This window comes from Agromyces agglutinans, assembly GCF_009647605.1.
GTDB classification, from domain to species: domain Bacteria; phylum Actinomycetota; class Actinomycetes; order Actinomycetales; family Microbacteriaceae; genus Agromyces; species Agromyces agglutinans.
In genome coordinates this window covers 296,983-312,523 of record NZ_WJIF01000002.1, presented here as the reverse complement: position 1 = coordinate 312,523, position 15,541 = coordinate 296,983, and the positions used below count along the sequence as shown (strand labels likewise).

Below are 15,541 nucleotides of genomic sequence, written 5' to 3'. Positions count from 1 at the left end.
TGCCGCGTGGTCAGTTCGGGCTGACTGCGGTCGACTCGCGTACGACGAGCCGGGGCGGGTCGAGCTCGACGTCGTCGGGCTCCTCGCCCGCGATCGAGGCGAGCAGCGTGCGCGCCGCGACGGCACCCCACGCGGCGGCATCCGTCGCCACGGAGGTCAGCGACGGGAAGACGTACTCGGCGAGCTCGGTGTTGTCGAAGCCCGTGATCGAGAGGTCGGCGGGCACCGGGATGCCCGCCCGACCGGCGACTGCGAGCCCGGCGAGCGCCATGTGGTCGTTCGAGTAGACGATCGCGGTGGGCCGACGGCCGGTGGAGACGTCGAGCAGCCGTCGCGTGGCCTCGGCGCCCGCGTTCGCGCTGAAATCGGTCTCGATGACGGATGCGCCGTCGAGGCCGGCATCGGCCATCGCCGCACGGAACGCCTCGGCACGGCGGTGTCCGTGCAGCATCGTCGCCGGGCCGGCGACGTGCGCGATGCGCCGGTGGCCGAGCTCCACCAGATGCTCGACGGCCGTGCGGATGCCGGCGCCGTCGTCGATCGTGACCGCCGGGAAGGGCGTGTCGGTGTCGGGTCGGCCGAGGGTCACCGCGGCGAGCCCGAGTTCGGCGACGAGGGCGGGGCGCTCGTCGCCTGCGCGGAGGTCGCTGAGGATCACGCCGTCGACGCGGCGGTCGGAGGCGAGGCCCCGGTAGGTGACCGCCTCCTGGCGCCCGGGCGTCACGGCCGCGAGCACGAGCACCTGCCCGGCGGTGGAGAACTCGCTCTCGACGCCGGCGATGAAGGCGTGGAAGAAGGGGTCGGCCGCGATCACGTCGGGGCTTCGGCCGATCACCAGCCCGAGTGCGAACGAGCGGTCGATGCTCAGCGAGCGGGCCCTGAGGCTGGGCGTCCAGCCGAGCTCGTCGGCACACGCGAGGATCCGGTCGCGGGTCTCGGTGCTGACTCCCGCGCGGCCGTTGAGCGCGAACGAGACCAGGCCCTTGCTCACGCCTGCGCGCGCGGCGACATCGGCGATGGTGACGCGCGAGGGCGCGACGGCATCGTCGTCGGCACGGGCATCGGCGATCGGCATTCGCACCCCTTCGAGCGTCCGGCGGGACTAAACCGGTTTAGTCGAGCTTGCCTCGCGTCTGCGGCCCTGAACAGGGGTTGACAAATCGAGGATCGATCATTTCGGGGCGCCGACGTGTTACGCCGCGGGTCGGCGCGGGCTGACGGCAGAGCGATGCGTGGGTAGCGTCGAAGCATTCCCCCGTATCGACCCAGCCGGGAGCCAGCATGTCGGCGAAGATTGCGCCGAAGGCCGCGAACACCGCAGCATCTTCGGTGATCAGCGGCACCGCCGCATTGCCGGTCGAGTTCGCCGGCCTCGGCCGCTCCTTCCCGACGGCCGACGGCACCCGCCCGGTGCTCCGCGACGTCGACCTGGTGGTCGACGCGGGCGAGATCCTCGCGATCCTCGGCCCGAGCGGTTGCGGCAAGTCGACGCTGCTGCGTATCGCGGGCGGCCTCGACCGCCCGACCGCCGGGCGCGTGACGATCGGCGACCGCGCGGTGGCCTCGTACGACGTGCGCTGCGCGGTCGGCTTCCAGGAGCCGCGGCTGCTGCCGTGGCGCTCGGTCGCCCAGAACGTCGCCCTCGGCCTCCCCCGGGGTACCGCCCGCGGCGCGGGCAGGCAGCACGTCGAGCGCCTGCTCGAACTCGTCGGACTCGCCGACTTCGCCGGCCACCGCCCGCGCGAGATCTCGGGCGGCATGGCCCAGCGCGCCTCACTCGCGCGCGCGCTCGCCCGCAACCCCTCGGTGCTCCTGCTCGACGAGCCGTTCGGCGCACTCGACGCGCTCACCCGGCTGAAGATGCAGGACCTCCTGCTCGACGTGCACGCCGCCGAACCCACGACCGTGCTGCTCGTCACGCACGACGTCGACGAGGCGCTGCAGCTCGCCGACCGCATCATCGTGCTCGGCACCGAGCCCGACGACGACGAACGGGGCCCGGTGCGCCCGGGCGCCGACATCCGGCAGACCGTCGTCGTCCCCGGCACCCGCCCGCGCGACCGCGGCTCCGCCGAGCTCGCCGAACTCCGCGGGCGCCTGCTCGACGGCCTCGGCATCGACCGGCACGGCAGCGCGCGGGGCATCCCGTCGACGACCACCATTCCCGCCTTCCCGTACTGACCCGCCCACAGCACGCACCACGAGGAGTCCCCATGTCACGACCCACGATCTTCCGCACCGCGCTCGTCGCGGGCGCGGCCGCGAGCGCACTGCTGCTCACCGGCTGCGTCGCCGGCGAGGGCAGCGCGGCCGTCCCCGAGCCCGAGGCATCCGATGGCGAAGCCGTCTCGCTCGAGGGCCAGACCCTCTCGATCGACTTCGCCACCTACAACCCGCTGAGCCTCGTCATCAAGGACCAGGGCTGGCTCGAAGACGCCGGGCTCGAGGTCACCTGGGTGCAGTCGGCCGGCTCGAACAAGGCCAACGAGGCGCTGCGCGCCGGCGCCGTCGAGGTCGGCTCGACCGCCGGTTCGGCCGCCCTGCTCGCCCGGTCGAACGGCTCGCCGATCCAGGTCATCGACATCTACTCGCAGCCCGAGTGGTCGGCCCTCGTGACGGTCGACGGCACCGGCGTCGAGTCGGTCGAAGACCTGAAGGGCAAGCAGGTCGCCGCGACCAAGGGCACCGACCCGTACTTCTTCCTGCTGCAATCGCTCGAGGCCGAGGGCGTCGGCCCCGAGGAGATCACCGTGCAGAACCTGCAGCACGCCGACGGCTGGGCCGCGCTGCAGAACGGCTCCGTCGACGCGTGGGCGGGCCTCGACCCCATCATGGCCGGCGCTGAAGAGGCCGGCGCGAGCCTCTTCTACCGCAACGTCGACTTCAACTCGTACGGGTTCCTGAACGCCACCGAGGACTTCATCCAGAACAAGCCCGAGGTCGCGCAGGCCGTCGTCGACGCCTACGAGCGGGCTCGCGCCTGGGCCGAGGAGAACCCCGAGGAGACCGCCGCGATCCTCGCCGAGGTCGCCGGCCTCGACGAGGCGGTCGCCACGAAGGTCATCGACGAGCGCACCAACCTCGATGTCGACCACGTGCCCGGCGACGCGCAGGTCGAGGTGCTCGAGAAGATCGGCCCGATCTTCGTCGAGCTCGGCGACGTCGCGACGCAGGACCAGGTCGACGACGCCCTCGAGACGCTCATCAACGACGAGTTCGCGTCGCAGGCCGACGCGGCCCGCTTCGAGTAGGAGACCGATATGACGGATGCCTCGCACCCGGTCCTCTCGACCGGGCCGGCGATCCACGACGGCGACGACGTCCGCGTCGCGGTGAACGGCATGAACACCGTGGTCGCCCGCGGCCGCGGTGCCGGGCGCGAGGCATCCGTCACCCCGACCGAGCCGGCGCGTCGCCGGCTCGTCGACCGCCGCTGGTTCCGCATCGCGGGCGGCGCGATCATCCCCGTGGCGCTGCTCGCGACCTGGCAGCTCGTCTCGACGAGCGGCGCGGTGCCCGTGTCGCTGCTGCCGAGCCCCGAGATGGTGTGGCTCGCCGCGGTCGACCTCGCGCAGCGGGACCTGCTCGGGCTCTACGTCGCGATCTCGACGCAGCGCGTGTTCATCGGCTTCGCGTTCGGCGCGTTCTTCGGGCTCGCCGTCGCCGCGATCGTCGGCCTCTCGAAGCTCGGCGACATCCTGCTCTCCCCGACGCTCGGCGCGATCCGCGCGGTGCCGTCGCTCGCCTGGGTGCCGCTGCTGATCCTCTGGTTCGGCATCGCCGAGGACTCCAAGGTGATCCTCATCGCGATCGGCGCGTTCTTCCCCGTGTACACGATCGTCGCGGCGGCGCTGCGGCACGTCGACCGGCACCTGCTCGAGGCCGGGCGCGCGTTCGGCCTGCGCGGCCTCCGCCTGCTCGGTGCCGTGCAACTGCCGGCTGTGATCCCCTCGGTCATCTCCGCGCTGCGGCTCGCGCTCGCGCAGGCGTGGCTGTTCCTCGTGGCGGCCGAGCTCATCGCGAGCTCGATGGGCCTCGGCTTCCTGCTGGTCGACTCGGGCAACAACGGCCGCATCGACCGCATCTTCCTCGCCATCATCCTCCTCGCCGTGCTCGGCAAGCTGACCGACGCCCTCGTCGGCCTCTTCGAGCGCTGGGCGGTGAAGCGCTGGGCCTGAGCCCGCCGCGCCGTTTCCGAGCCGGCTGAGCCCCGACGTCGGCAGCGCGACGCCTGCATCGACAAGCGGCCGTGCGCGGCTAGCGTGGGACCGTGTACGACCCAGCGGGCAACGCCACTGACAAGGCCGGCGGTGATGTCGTCTTCGAGGAGGCCCTGCCCCCGCCGAGCGTTCTCGAGGTCGTTCATCGGTTCGTCTCGCTCCGCACCGGCTCGCGCTTGGCGAGCGACTATCGGTTCCATGCGCTGCCCGACGCGTGCACGTACGTCATCTTCGACCAGCGCGACCCGCGAATCTGCGGCATCACCCGGCTGCGAGCGGCATCGCACGAGCTCGATCTCGGGCGCGAGTTCCACTTCACGAACGTCCGGCTGCTGCCGGGGACGTGGGCGGGCGACTCCGCACTCGGGATGATCGACGCGCCCTACACCGGAGATCTTCCGCTCATCGAGTTCGGCGCTCGTCTCCACGAACGGGGCTTCGTTGACCAGCAGGCGATCCTCGTCGAGCTGATCGAATGGTTCGCGGACCACGGCCTCGTGAGCCCGAACCCGACGACCCGGCGCATCTTCGAACAGATCGACGAGATTCACACCGTGGCCGACATGGCGCGAGCCGCGTGCCTCTCCCCGCGACAATTGCAGCGGACGATGCAGCAATCGACCGGCTTTGCTCCGCACGACTTCCTCAAGGTCATCCGCCTCCAGCAGACGCTGCGCAGCGCGGACCACTCGTCCTATGCCGACCAGTCGCATTTCATCCGTTCGTTCCGAGCTGCCACCGGCTACACACCCGGGCAGTTCAGCAGGGCGTTCGATGTCTGATTTCTTCAATCCCCGCCACCGTGACCGCACCTACGCTCCTGATGACAACCTCGGAAGGGAGCAACCCGACATGCGTCAGACGAACAAGGTCTCGTGGTTCGAGATGCCCGCAGACGACCTCGGTCGCGCGAGCAGTTTCTACAGCAACGTGTTCGGCTGGAGGACGCCGCCCATGGGCACCGAGGGTGCCTATGCGCTGACGACGGCCGCAGACGACTCCGGCAATCCGACCGAAGTCGGCGCCATCAACGGCGGCATCCATCGCCGCGCGAACGAAGCCGACGCGGGACCGGTGGTCAACATCTCGGTCGACGACATCGACGCCACGCTCGAGCGGATCGTCGCGGCCGGAGGCCGAATCATCCAACCACGCTCCGAGGTCGAGGAGTTCGGCCTTTCCATGGCCCTGTTCGCAGACACCGAAGGCAATGTGCTCGGTATCTACACGTCCGGCGGAGCATAGCGATTCGCTCCGCTTGACCTGACACCCCTTCGCCGCACCCGTCGCCTCCCGCGACGGGTGCGGCGTCCGTGAGTCCGCCCGCCGCCGCGCGCCCGCGGGCCACGCACCTCTCGCCCGGAGCATCTGCCGCGTCCTGTTCGGAATCGGCTCGGATCTTTTTGGTATTCAGTGTTGCTATGTACCGGTACTCATGCTTACTATGTACCAGTAGTCAGCAACACCGAGTACTAGTACTCAACATCACCGAATACCGAATGCCGATCATTGGAAGGAGGACTCCATGGGCAGCAAGCAGATGACCGAGATGCTGAAGGGCACGCTCGAAGGCATCGTCCTCGCGATCCTGGCCGGGCAGCCGGCCTACGGGTACGAGATCACCGCGCGACTGCGCGACCAGGGCTTCGCCGAGATCGCCGAGGGCACCGTGTACGCCCTGCTCGTGCGCATCGAGCAGCGCGGCCTCGTCGACGTCGCGAAGGTGCCGTCCGAGAAGGGCCCGCCCCGCAAGGTGTACTCCCTCAACGCGCAGGGCCGCACCGAACTCGAGGAGTTCTGGAAGACCTGGAGCTTCCTCGCCGAACGCATCGAACAGCTCCACCGCACCGACGCAGCACCCCAAGACACCGCAACGACCGAAGCAGGAGAGTAATCATGGCCAACAACTGGATCGAATCCCTCATCGGATCGCTCGAGCAGAAGAAGCAGTACAAGCAGTACAAGGCCCGCATCGCGGCCCTTCCCGCGCCCTACGCCGAAGCTGCAAAGGCGCTCGACCGGTACCTCATGTACACGGGCGGCCTCACCGACGGCGAGACCATGATGACCATGCTCGGCGACTCGGCCGACCTGTGGGAGCGCGCCGCGGTCGACGGCACCCCCGTGCGCGACATCGTCGGCGACGACCCCGTCGAGTTCGCGGAGTCCTTCGCGGCGGCGTACTCGGGCAAGCAGTGGATCGACAAGGAGCGCAAGCGCTTCACGAAGGCGATCGACGACGCCGCCGACAGCCAGGCCTGAGCCCCGGCGCCGTGAACGAACGCAGAGACGGAGAACCGACATGACCACCACCCACGCCCCCGAACCCGCGATCCGGGTCCAGGGCATCGAGAAGTCCTTCAAGGAGCTGCAGGTCCTGCGCGGCGTCGACTTCGACGTCGCCCGGGGCAGCATCTTCGCCCTGCTCGGCTCGAACGGAGCCGGCAAGACCACCCTCGTGCGCATCCTGTCGACGCTGCTGAAGGCCGACGCGGGCACCGCGACGGTCCACGGCTTCGACGTGGCCGCGAAGGCCGGCGACGTCCGCGAGTCGATCAGCCTGACCGGCCAGTTCGCGGCGGTCGACGAGGTGCTCACGGGCCGCGAGAACCTCGTGCTCGTCGCGAAGCTCCGGCACCTGAAGAACCCGGGTGCGATCGCCGACGAGCTGCTCGCCCGATTCTCGCTCACCGACGCGGGCGGGCGCCGGTCGGCCACCTACTCGGGCGGAATGCGCCGCCGGCTCGACATCGCGATGAGCCTGATCGGCAACCCGCCGGTCATCTTCCTCGACGAGCCGACCACCGGCCTCGACCCGCAGGCGCGCATCGAGGTGTGGCAGACGGTGAAGCAGCTCGCCCAGGGCGGCACGACCGTGCTGCTCACCACGCAGTACCTCGACGAGGCCGAGCAGCTGGCCGACCGCATCGCGATCCTGCACAAGGGCACCATCATCCAGAACGGCACCCTCGCCGAGCTCAAGCAGCTCCTGCCGGCCGCCACGGTCGAGTACGTCGAGAAGCAGCCCACCCTCGAGGAGGTCTTCCTCACCCTCGTCGGCGAGACCGGCGAGACCGGCGAGACCGGCGCCGCGGCAGACGCCCAGCCCGCACGAAAGGAATTCTGATGAGCACCAACGTCCTCACCGACGCCGACGCCCGCACCAGGCGCTCGACGAGCCGGCCGCACGTCCTCGGCGACATGGCGGTCCTCACCGGTCGCTCGCTCACCCACATCCTCCGCAGCCCCGACACGATCATCACCACCGCGGTCACCCCGATCGCCCTGATGCTGCTGTTCGTGTACGTGCTCGGCGGGGCGATCAACACCGGCACCGACGAGTCGTACATCAACTACATGCTCCCGGGCATCCTGCTGATCACGATCGCGTCGGGCATCGCCTACACGGCGTACCGGCTGTTCCTCGACATGCAGGGCGGCATCTTCGAACGCTTCCAGTCGATGCCGATCGCGCGGTCGAGCGTGCTCTGGGCGCACGTGCTCACGTCGCTCGTCTCGAACCTCGTCTCGGTCGCGATCGTGATCGGCGTCGGGTTCATCATGGGCTTCCGCACCGGGGCATCCTTCGGCGCCTGGCTCGCGGTCGCCGGCATCCTCATCCTGTTCACCCTCGCCCTGACCTGGCTGGCCGTGGTCGCCGGCCTGTCGGCGAAGACGGTCGACGGCGCGAGCGCGTTCAGCTACCCGCTGATCTTCCTGCCGTTCATCAGCTCGGCGTTCGTGCCCACCGACACGATGCCCGCCCCGGTCGCCTGGTTCGCCGAGAACCAGCCGGTCACCTCGATCGTGAACACGATCCGCGCGCTGTTCGCCGAGCAGCCCGTCGGCGGCGAGATCTGGATCGCCCTCGCCTGGCTCGTCGGCATCCTCGTGGTGGCGTACGGCTTCGCGATCGCGAGCTACCGGCGCAAGTTCAGCTGACGCCGTCGCCGCACCATCCGCAGGAAATTGGGCCCCAACCCCGCCTCACGGCCGGGATGGGGCCCATTTTCCTGCGCGGTGCGCACGACGCCGTTACCCGGCGTGACGCGCGCGGGGGCGTCGCGCGCGCGGCTCGCCTACCGTCGAAGGGTCACGGATGCCTCGCGCCGGCGTTGCCGCAGGCCGGAACGCGGAGGACCCGACATGACCATCGACACCCTGCTCCACGAGGAGCGCCGCTTCGCGCCGCCCGCCGACTTCGCCACCCGTGCGAATGTCACCGCAGCGGATGCCACGGCCCTGCGCGAAGCGGCCGCCGCCGACCCCGTGGCGTTCTGGGAGACGCAGGCCGAACGGCTCGACTGGGCCGAACGGTGGCACACCGCGCACACGTGGCGGCATCCGGTGACGGGTGCGGCCTCCGGCGCGGAGCGACCGGCCGGCTCGGCGGATGCGCCTATCGGGGCGACCTGGTTCGCCGGGGGCCGGCTCAACGCCTCCGTGAACTGCGTCGACCGGCACGTGGCATCCGGTCTGGGTGACAAGGTCGCGTTCTTCTTCGAGGGCGAGCGCGGCGACCGCCGCTCGCTCACGTACGCGCAGTTGCAGCGCGAGGTCGCGAAGGCGGCGAACGCGCTCACGGAACTCGGCGTGACGAAGGGCGATCGCGTCGTCGTCTACCTGCCGGTGCTGCTCGAGACCGTCATCGTGACGCTCGCGATCGCACGGCTCGGCGCGATCCACTCGCTCGTGTTCGGCGGGTTCTCGGCCGAGGCGTTGCGCTTCCGAGTGGAGGACACCGGGGCGAAGCTGCTCGTGACGACCGACGGGCAGTTCCGTCGGGGCGCGGCGGTGGCGGTCAAGGCCGCGGCCGATGCGGCCGTCGAGGGCGTCGCGTCGATCGAGCACGTGCTCGTGATCCGCCGTACGGGCGACGAGACCCCGGGCCTGCCGTGGACGCCCGGCCGCGACGTGTGGTGGCACGAGATCGTGGGCCGCCAGCCCGACGTGCACGAGGCCGAGGCGTTCGACGCCGAGACGCCGCTGTTCATCATCTACACGTCGGGCACGACCGGCAAGCCGAAGGGCCTCGTGCACACGACCGGAGGCTACCTCACCCACGCCGCGTACTCGCAGTGGGCCGTGTTCGACGTGCAGCCCGACGACGTCTACTGGTGCACGGCCGACCTCGCCTGGGTCACGGCGCACACATACGAGCTGTACGGGCCGCTGCTGAACGGCACCACGAGCGTGATCTACGAGGGCACGCCGAACACGCCGCATCCCGGCCGGCACTTCGAGGTCATCGAGCGGTACGGCGTCACGATCTACTACACCGCGCCGACCCTGATCCGCTCGCTCATGACCTGGTTCCCCGAGGGCGTGCCCGCCGTCGACCGTGGCGGCCACGACCTCTCGAGCATCCGGCTGCTCGGCTCGGTCGGCGAGGCGATCAACCCCGAGGCGTGGATCTGGTTCCGGCGCGAGATCGGCGCCGACCGGGCGCCGATCGTCGACACGTGGTGGCAGTCCGAGACGGGCGCGGCGGTGATGGCGCCGCTGCCAGGCGTCGACGCCCTGAAGCCGGGCTCGTCGCTGCGGGCACTGCCCGGCCTGCGCACGCTCGTCGTCGACGACGCCGGCGACGAGGTCGCGCGCGGCGAGGGCGGCTACCTCGTGCTCGACGGCACGTGGCCGGGCATGGCTCGCACCGTCTGGGGGAATCCCGACCGCTACCGCGACTCGTACTGGGCCCGGTTCGCCGGACGGGGGTACTTCTTCTCGGGCGACGGCGCCCGGTACGACGCCGACGGCGACGTGTGGCTGCTCGGCCGCGTCGACGATGTCATCAACGTCTCGGGGCACCGGCTCTCGACGATCGAGATCGAGTCGGCGCTCGTCGCCCACCCGGCGGTCGCCGAGGCGGGCGTCGTCGGCGTGACGGATGCCACGACCGGCGAGGCGATCGCCGCGTTCGTGGTCGCACCCGACGGCCTCGAGGGGCGATCGGATGCCTCGTCCGGGGCATCCGACCGGGCGGCTGCGCTGCGCGCCCACGTCGCGACGGCGATCGGGCCGATCGCGAAGCCGCGCGACGTCGTCTTCGTGGCCGACCTGCCGAAGACCCGGTCCGGCAAGATCATGCGGCGCCTGCTCGTCGACCTCGCCGAGGGCCGGCCGCTCGGCGACACGACGTCGCTGCAGGACGAGGCCGTGCCCGGCCGCATCGCGGCGCTGCTCGGCCGGAGCTGACCGGGGCGGCCGCACGCTGTCATTCGCCCGCCGCCCGGGCCCGTTCTCCCGCAGGCCGGAGCGCAGGAAAATGGGCCCCATCCCGCCTGTGAGGCGGGCATAGGGCCCAATTTCCTGCAGTGTGCGCGTGCGTCAGGCGCGCGGGGCGGGTGCCTCGGGGGCTTCGGGCGCGTCGGCGACGGGCGCAGCGGGAGCGTCGGCGGGTGCGGGTGCGGCCGGGGCAGCAGCCGGCGCCGCGGGCGCGGCAGGCGTAGCCGGGGCAGCCGCAGGGGCGGCCGGCGCGGCGGCGGGCTGCTCGGGCACGATCTGGGCGACGGGCTCGGCCTCGACGAGGTCGACCTCGTCGTCGAAGTCGGCCGCGTACAGGTCGGAGACGTTCTGCTCGACCGGCTTCGAGAGCGCGCCGAAGCCGATGAGCGCCCCGAAGAGCACCAGCGACAGGATGATGCCGATGACGCCGGCGGTGAGCAGGCCCGACGAGATGACGATGGCCGACTGGCTGCCGTAGACCTCGGCGGCGGTGCCGGTCTCGCTCGAGAGCGCCGTGGTGAGCAGGGCGTTCGCCGAGACGGTCCACAGCGCGCCGAGCACGGTGACCACGACCGAGGCGACGAGCGCGAGGGTGGGCACGATCAGGGCGACGGCGGCGGAGGGACGGGGTGCGGACATGGCGAAGCCTCTTTCGGTTTCCGGTCGGGGTTCTCCGCAACGTTAGGGCCTGGGCCTATGGGTTGGCTATGCCGAGCCGGCCCGACCCGCCTGCAGCAGGTGCCGCGGGCGCCGCGCCGCACCATGGCGGAAGCGTGCGCGGTCCGGCCGCAGTCCAGCGCCGAAACCGTCGGCGGCGCAAGAATCCCGCGCCCGGCGACAACCAATCGCAGCCGAATCGCTCCTAGCCTTGGATGCAGCGGCGAATCGCGCCGTCCACTGCCGCGGCACGCGGCCCGATCCCGGGGAACGGAGGTTCCGATGTCACAGCACACCACGGCGACGATCGTTGGCGAACCCGAGGTCCTCGAGGACGTCCAGGCCGCCGAGATCCTCGCGCTGGCGGAGGACGTCGAGCGGGACCCCGCGTGGCTCGCCCTCAAGCACGCGGCGACCGCGCTGCAGCCGTTGCAGGCGAAGGACGGCTCGATCGCCGACGAGGCCGACCGTGCCGAGGCATCCGATCACGTCGACGCGATCATCGCCGCGATCGAGGCGCTCGCGCCGCGCTTCCCGCACGAGCACGCGTACCTCGAGGCGTCCGTGGCCGACTTCCGGCGCTGGCGCGACGAGGGGTTCGGCGTGCCCGACTTCCTCGACTCGCTCGTCGAGTTCGAGCCGCAGCGGCACCGCATCGACGGCATCCGCCACCTCGTCGTGTTCCCGATGGTCACCCAGAACGGCTCGCCCGACCGGCACGTCGAGGCGCTCGTCGTCGAGACGATCTGGCCCGACTTCATCGCGGAGCTCGAGGCCGGCGACTACTCGAACAAGCTCTTCGTGAGCCTGCGGCTGGTCGACTTCACGCCCGGGTACGACACGAACTCGGCAGTGCTGTTCCCCGAAACCGTGGCGATGCGCGAGATCCCGGCGTTCACGTGGGGTGCGATCTTCCAGGACCGCGAGGCTGCGAGGTACCGCAGGGTCGTTCGCGCGGCATCCGAGATCACGAAGCTCGACCTGCCCGACGACGCGGCGCGCCTGCTCGACGACCAGGAGCTCGCCGAGCGCACCTTCGTGATGTGGGACCTCATCCACGATCGCACGCACATGCGCGGCGATCTTCCGTTCGACCCGTTCATGATCAAGCAGCGCATGCCGTTCTTCCTGTACTCGCTCGAGGAGCTGCGGTGCGACCTCACGGCGTTCCGCGAGTCGGTGCGGCTCGAGCGCGACCCGACGACCGACCCGGTCGTGCGCGAGCACGCGAAGCTCGTGCAGTACGCCGTGATCTTCGACCGGATCTTCCGGTTCGCGATCACCGGCTCGCGCGTGCGCAACTACGACGGGCTCGGCGGCCAGTTGCTGTTCGCGTGGCTGCACCGCAAGCACGTGCTCGAGTGGACCGACGTGAAGCTCACGTTCGACTGGGCCGCCGTGCCCGATGCGGTCGTCGAACTCGGCGACGCGATCGACGAGCTGTACTGGAAGTCGATCGACCGCCCGAAGACGGCGCACTGGCTCGCCGCCTACGAGCTCGTGTCGGGCGTCGTGACGCCGAACCCGGCGTCGGTGTGGGCCGAGGGCCTGCCGCGCGAGGTGCTCGCGGGGCCGCCGAAGGGCTACACCGACCTCGTGATGGACGACGAGTTCCCGCTGTCGATGTTCTACGAGGCGCTCGACAGGAAGATGAAGCCGGTCATCGAGTCGACGGTCGGCATCACGGGGCGCACGCCGGCCGAGTAGCGGCGCGCGCCGCGCGCCGGGGCTCGATACGCTTCGGTCTTCGACCACGAACCACTCCGGAGGAGCCGACATGACCGACCACCCCACCGACCTCGACGGCCGCACCGTGCTCATCGCCGGCGCGACGAGCGTCGCGGGCCACGCGGTCGCGCGCGCCCTCGTCGATGCGGGTGCGCGCGTCGTCGTCGTCGGGAGCGATGCGGGTCGCATCGAGGCGCTCGAGCGCGAGGTGCCCGGCGTCGTCGGCGAGGTCGCCGACCTCGCCGACGGCGACCAGGTGCTCGAGCTCGCGATGCGCGTGCACGCGCGGGTCGGCGACCTCGACGGGGTCGTGCACCTCGTCGGCGGGTGGCGCGGCGGCGGCGGCATCCTCGGCCAGACCGACGAGGACTACCGCTTCCTCGAGCGCTCGTTCACGGCGCTGCGGCACGTGAGCCGGGCCTTCTTCGACGACCTCGTGCGCTCGGAGGCCGGGCGCATCACGATCGTGTCATCGACGACCGTCGAGCACCCGAGCGCCGCGAGCGCGAACTACACGGCGGTGAAGGCGGCGAGCGAGTCGTGGATGCGCTCGCTCGCGCACGCGTTCGCGCAGTCCGACGGGCGGGCGGCGTCGGTCGTCTTCCGCGTCGGCTCGCTCGGCGGCCTCGAAGACCGGCTCGCGGCATCCGTCGTCGCCATGTGGGATGCCCCTGCCGCCGAGCTCAACGGCACCGTCGCGGTGCTCGGCGGCTGAGGCGGCGGCGCGCGGTCGGCGGCCGACGCGCCGGTCAGCCGGTCAGCCCGCGAGCAGCGGGCCGACGCCGAGCGTGGAGGTGCTGTCAGCGCAGACCGGGAGCGCGACGTCGATCGGGATCCCTGCACCGGCACCATCAGACGTGATGAACGCGCGCAGACGCGTGGACGTCGTCTCGGGGCACCCGTACGCGCCCGGCTGCGAGCCGTGCAGCAGCGCGACCGCGCGGCCGCCGTGCGGCGCCAGCTCGAGGTACTCCCAGTCGGTGCCCTCGGCCCCTGCCGGCCAGCCGAGCCGGTTGCCGTCCGCGTCTTCCGCGACGAGACCCGGCCAGCCGCGGAGCCAGCAGGTCTCAGGCGAGAGGTTGGAGAACACGAGGTCGCCGAAGAACTGACCGGCGCCCGAGTCGTGCGGCCGGGCGACGTACTCGCCGCGCAGGTTCTCGTCGAGGCAGTGCGGCACCTCCCCGCCGGATGCCCCGGACACCGCATCCGGCGCGTCGGACCGCGACGCCGCATCGTCGGAGACGGCCGCGCCGGCGGGGGCGTCGGCGTCCGCCGACGTCGCGCCGACCGCTGGGCCGGCCGGCGCCTCCGCGGCTGCCGGCAGGACGGGCGGGAGCGGGCGAACCCACCGATCGCGGAACGTCACCGATGAGTCGATCGAGCCGACGGCGACGGCCGAGGCGACCGGCGCGTGGCCGGCGCCGTCGGCGTCGTGTGCGTCCCCGCCGGGCGCCGCAGCGCATCCCGCCAGGAGTACGGCGGCGAGCAGGCCGATGACGAGACCGTTCGTGCGTGGCATCCGTGCCTCTTCCCCCGGCCAGCGGCGGCACGGTGGCCCCATGGTAGTGATGCCCACAGCACCGGGGGAAGAGGGGCAGCCCTGATGCGGCCCGGTCAGCTCCACTCGCTGTAGGCGGTCCGGTCGGCGCCGATCGTCCAGCATCCGCCGGTGTCGAGGGACCCGTCGCCCCCGTCGGGGGATCCGAAGGCGGCCGTGTTCCAGGCCGCGCGCGCCGCGTCGTCGAGCCCCGGAGGCATCGCAGCCGGGCCGCCGTCGCCGGCGTACTCGGGGTTCCAGAATTCCCAGTACCGGTACTCGTGGCCCGCGTCGGCCATGCACGTGCGCACGGCGTCCTGGAACTCGAGCCAGCGTTCGCGCGGCGTCGGCCCGTCGGGCATCGGCAGCAGTTCGGCGGTCAACGGCGTTCCGGCCGCCTCGGCCTCGTCGGCGGCGTGCTGGGCCTGCCCCTCGCACCCGGCCCGGTCCCAGCCGACCTCGGGGTCGGCGAGGGCCTCGCCGCGGAGGGCGCTCATCCACGAGTTCTGGGCGTCGGTATCGAGGTTGGGTGGCATGGGGCTTCCGCCGAACCACCACTGCCATTCGAGGTAGGAGAACCCGGCGGCGGCCATGCACTCGCGGATGACCGCCTGGCGGCCGAGCCATGCGCGCTTCGCGTCATCGGTGACAAAGGCCGGATCCCCCGGCGTGACGTACGGGTTGTACTTCGCCGACCTGGGGTCGGTCGGGTCGGGGTTCGGCGACGGCTGCTGCGGCTTGCCCTGCGTCGGCGGTGGGGTGGGCCCGGGCGACGGCTTCGGCGACGGCTGCGCCGATGCGGGCGGCCCGGATGCCTCGGGCAGCGGCGTCGTCTCGAGCGAGCCGTCTTCGGCGCCGGCCCCCTCGCCCTCGCCCGACGTCGGGCTCGGCGGCGCGGCGATGCCGGTCGTGCCGTCGACCGTGGTTGGCCTGGCACCCTCGCCGATCGCGGCGTACGCTCCGAGCCCGACGCCCGCGGCGCAGAGGGCGACGACCGCGAACCCGCCGCCGATGAGGGCGGCCCGTTCGCGGAGAACCCGGGTCCACTGCCGGTGCCGCCCGGGGACGGGGCGACGCCGGTGCATGGGCTCGGACATCCGGCAACCCTAGGCGGACTCGTTGTCCCCCGCAAGGGGGGTAGCCGGAACGGTGACGCCCGGTCTATGCGAGGTTC

At 71.4% G+C, this 15,541-nt stretch carries 16 protein-coding genes; 12 read left to right on the top strand and 4 right to left on the bottom strand.

Annotated features, from left to right (window positions below):
• Positions 1-10: 10 nt before the first annotated feature.
• Complete coding sequence (locus tag GE115_RS04670) at positions 11-1,075, bottom strand: LacI family DNA-binding transcriptional regulator (protein ID WP_153683617.1); 1,065 nt, start codon at positions 1,073-1,075, stop codon at positions 11-13.
• A gap of 206 nt (positions 1,076-1,281) precedes the next feature.
• Between GE115_RS04670 and GE115_RS04665 the strand changes: the two genes are divergently transcribed.
• From GE115_RS04665 to acs, 10 genes are all read left to right on the top strand, one after another.
• Entirely contained in the window at positions 1,282-2,181 is a 900-nt protein-coding gene (locus GE115_RS04665; protein WP_153683616.1) for an ABC transporter ATP-binding protein, read from the top strand.
• Between the two features lie 32 nt (positions 2,182-2,213).
• Positions 2,214-3,251, top strand: coding sequence for an aliphatic sulfonate ABC transporter substrate-binding protein (locus GE115_RS04660; RefSeq protein WP_153683615.1), 1,038 nt, complete (start codon positions 2,214-2,216; stop codon positions 3,249-3,251).
• A 90-nt stretch (positions 3,252-3,341) separates the two neighbouring features.
• A complete protein-coding gene (locus tag GE115_RS04655) occupies positions 3,342-4,178 on the top strand; it encodes an ABC transporter permease (protein WP_153683913.1) in 837 nt (278 codons plus the stop codon).
• Positions 4,179-4,270: 92 nt separating this feature from the next.
• The gene (locus tag GE115_RS19205) at positions 4,271-5,002 is read left to right on the top strand and encodes a helix-turn-helix domain-containing protein (protein ID WP_216648752.1); all 732 of its coding nucleotides are present in this window, start codon (positions 4,271-4,273) and stop codon (positions 5,000-5,002) included.
• On the top strand, positions 4,995-5,465 hold the full coding sequence (locus GE115_RS04645; RefSeq protein ID WP_153683614.1) for a VOC family protein: 471 nt from the start codon (positions 4,995-4,997) through the stop codon (positions 5,463-5,465). The genes GE115_RS19205 and GE115_RS04645 overlap by 8 nt, the downstream gene beginning before the upstream one ends.
• A 280-nt stretch (positions 5,466-5,745) precedes the next feature.
• On the top strand, positions 5,746-6,114 hold the full coding sequence (locus GE115_RS04640) for a PadR family transcriptional regulator (RefSeq protein ID WP_153683613.1): 369 nt from the start codon (positions 5,746-5,748) through the stop codon (positions 6,112-6,114).
• A 2-nt stretch (positions 6,115-6,116) separates the two neighbouring features.
• Complete coding sequence (locus tag GE115_RS04635) at positions 6,117-6,482, top strand: DUF1048 domain-containing protein (RefSeq protein WP_153683612.1); 366 nt, start codon at positions 6,117-6,119, stop codon at positions 6,480-6,482.
• A gap of 40 nt (positions 6,483-6,522) precedes the next feature.
• A complete protein-coding gene (locus tag GE115_RS04630; RefSeq protein ID WP_153683611.1) occupies positions 6,523-7,347 on the top strand; it encodes an ABC transporter ATP-binding protein in 825 nt (274 codons plus the stop codon).
• 74 nt (positions 7,348-7,421) lie between these two features.
• Positions 7,422-8,162 (top strand): ABC transporter permease, encoded by a 741-nt coding sequence (locus tag GE115_RS04625; protein ID WP_153683911.1) that lies wholly within the window; start codon positions 7,422-7,424, stop codon positions 8,160-8,162.
• A 204-nt stretch (positions 8,163-8,366) separates the two neighbouring features.
• Positions 8,367-10,415, top strand: coding sequence for an acetate--CoA ligase (acs, locus tag GE115_RS04620; RefSeq protein WP_153683610.1), 2,049 nt, complete (start codon positions 8,367-8,369; stop codon positions 10,413-10,415).
• Between the two features lie 132 nt (positions 10,416-10,547).
• Here acs and GE115_RS18490 read toward each other — a convergent pair whose 3' ends face one another.
• Entirely contained in the window at positions 10,548-11,084 is a 537-nt protein-coding gene (locus GE115_RS18490; RefSeq protein WP_216648750.1) for a hypothetical protein, read from the bottom strand.
• A gap of 300 nt (positions 11,085-11,384) precedes the next feature.
• On the opposite strand from GE115_RS18490, the gene GE115_RS04610 reads away from it, so the two are divergent.
• Both GE115_RS04610 and GE115_RS04605 read left to right on the top strand, forming a co-directional pair.
• Positions 11,385-12,809 (top strand): DUF6421 family protein, encoded by a 1,425-nt coding sequence (locus GE115_RS04610; protein ID WP_153683609.1) that lies wholly within the window; start codon positions 11,385-11,387, stop codon positions 12,807-12,809.
• Positions 12,810-12,879: 70 nt separating this feature from the next.
• Positions 12,880-13,545 (top strand): SDR family NAD(P)-dependent oxidoreductase, encoded by a 666-nt coding sequence (locus GE115_RS04605; RefSeq protein ID WP_153683608.1) that lies wholly within the window; start codon positions 12,880-12,882, stop codon positions 13,543-13,545.
• Positions 13,546-13,587: 42 nt separating this feature from the next.
• Here GE115_RS04605 and GE115_RS04600 read toward each other — a convergent pair whose 3' ends face one another.
• Both GE115_RS04600 and GE115_RS04595 read right to left on the bottom strand, forming a co-directional pair.
• Complete coding sequence (locus tag GE115_RS04600; protein WP_172979698.1) at positions 13,588-14,349, bottom strand: DUF4232 domain-containing protein; 762 nt, start codon at positions 14,347-14,349, stop codon at positions 13,588-13,590.
• Positions 14,350-14,444: 95 nt separating this feature from the next.
• Complete coding sequence (locus tag GE115_RS04595) at positions 14,445-15,464, bottom strand: hypothetical protein (RefSeq protein ID WP_153683606.1); 1,020 nt, start codon at positions 15,462-15,464, stop codon at positions 14,445-14,447.
• Positions 15,465-15,541: the final 77 nt, after the last annotated feature.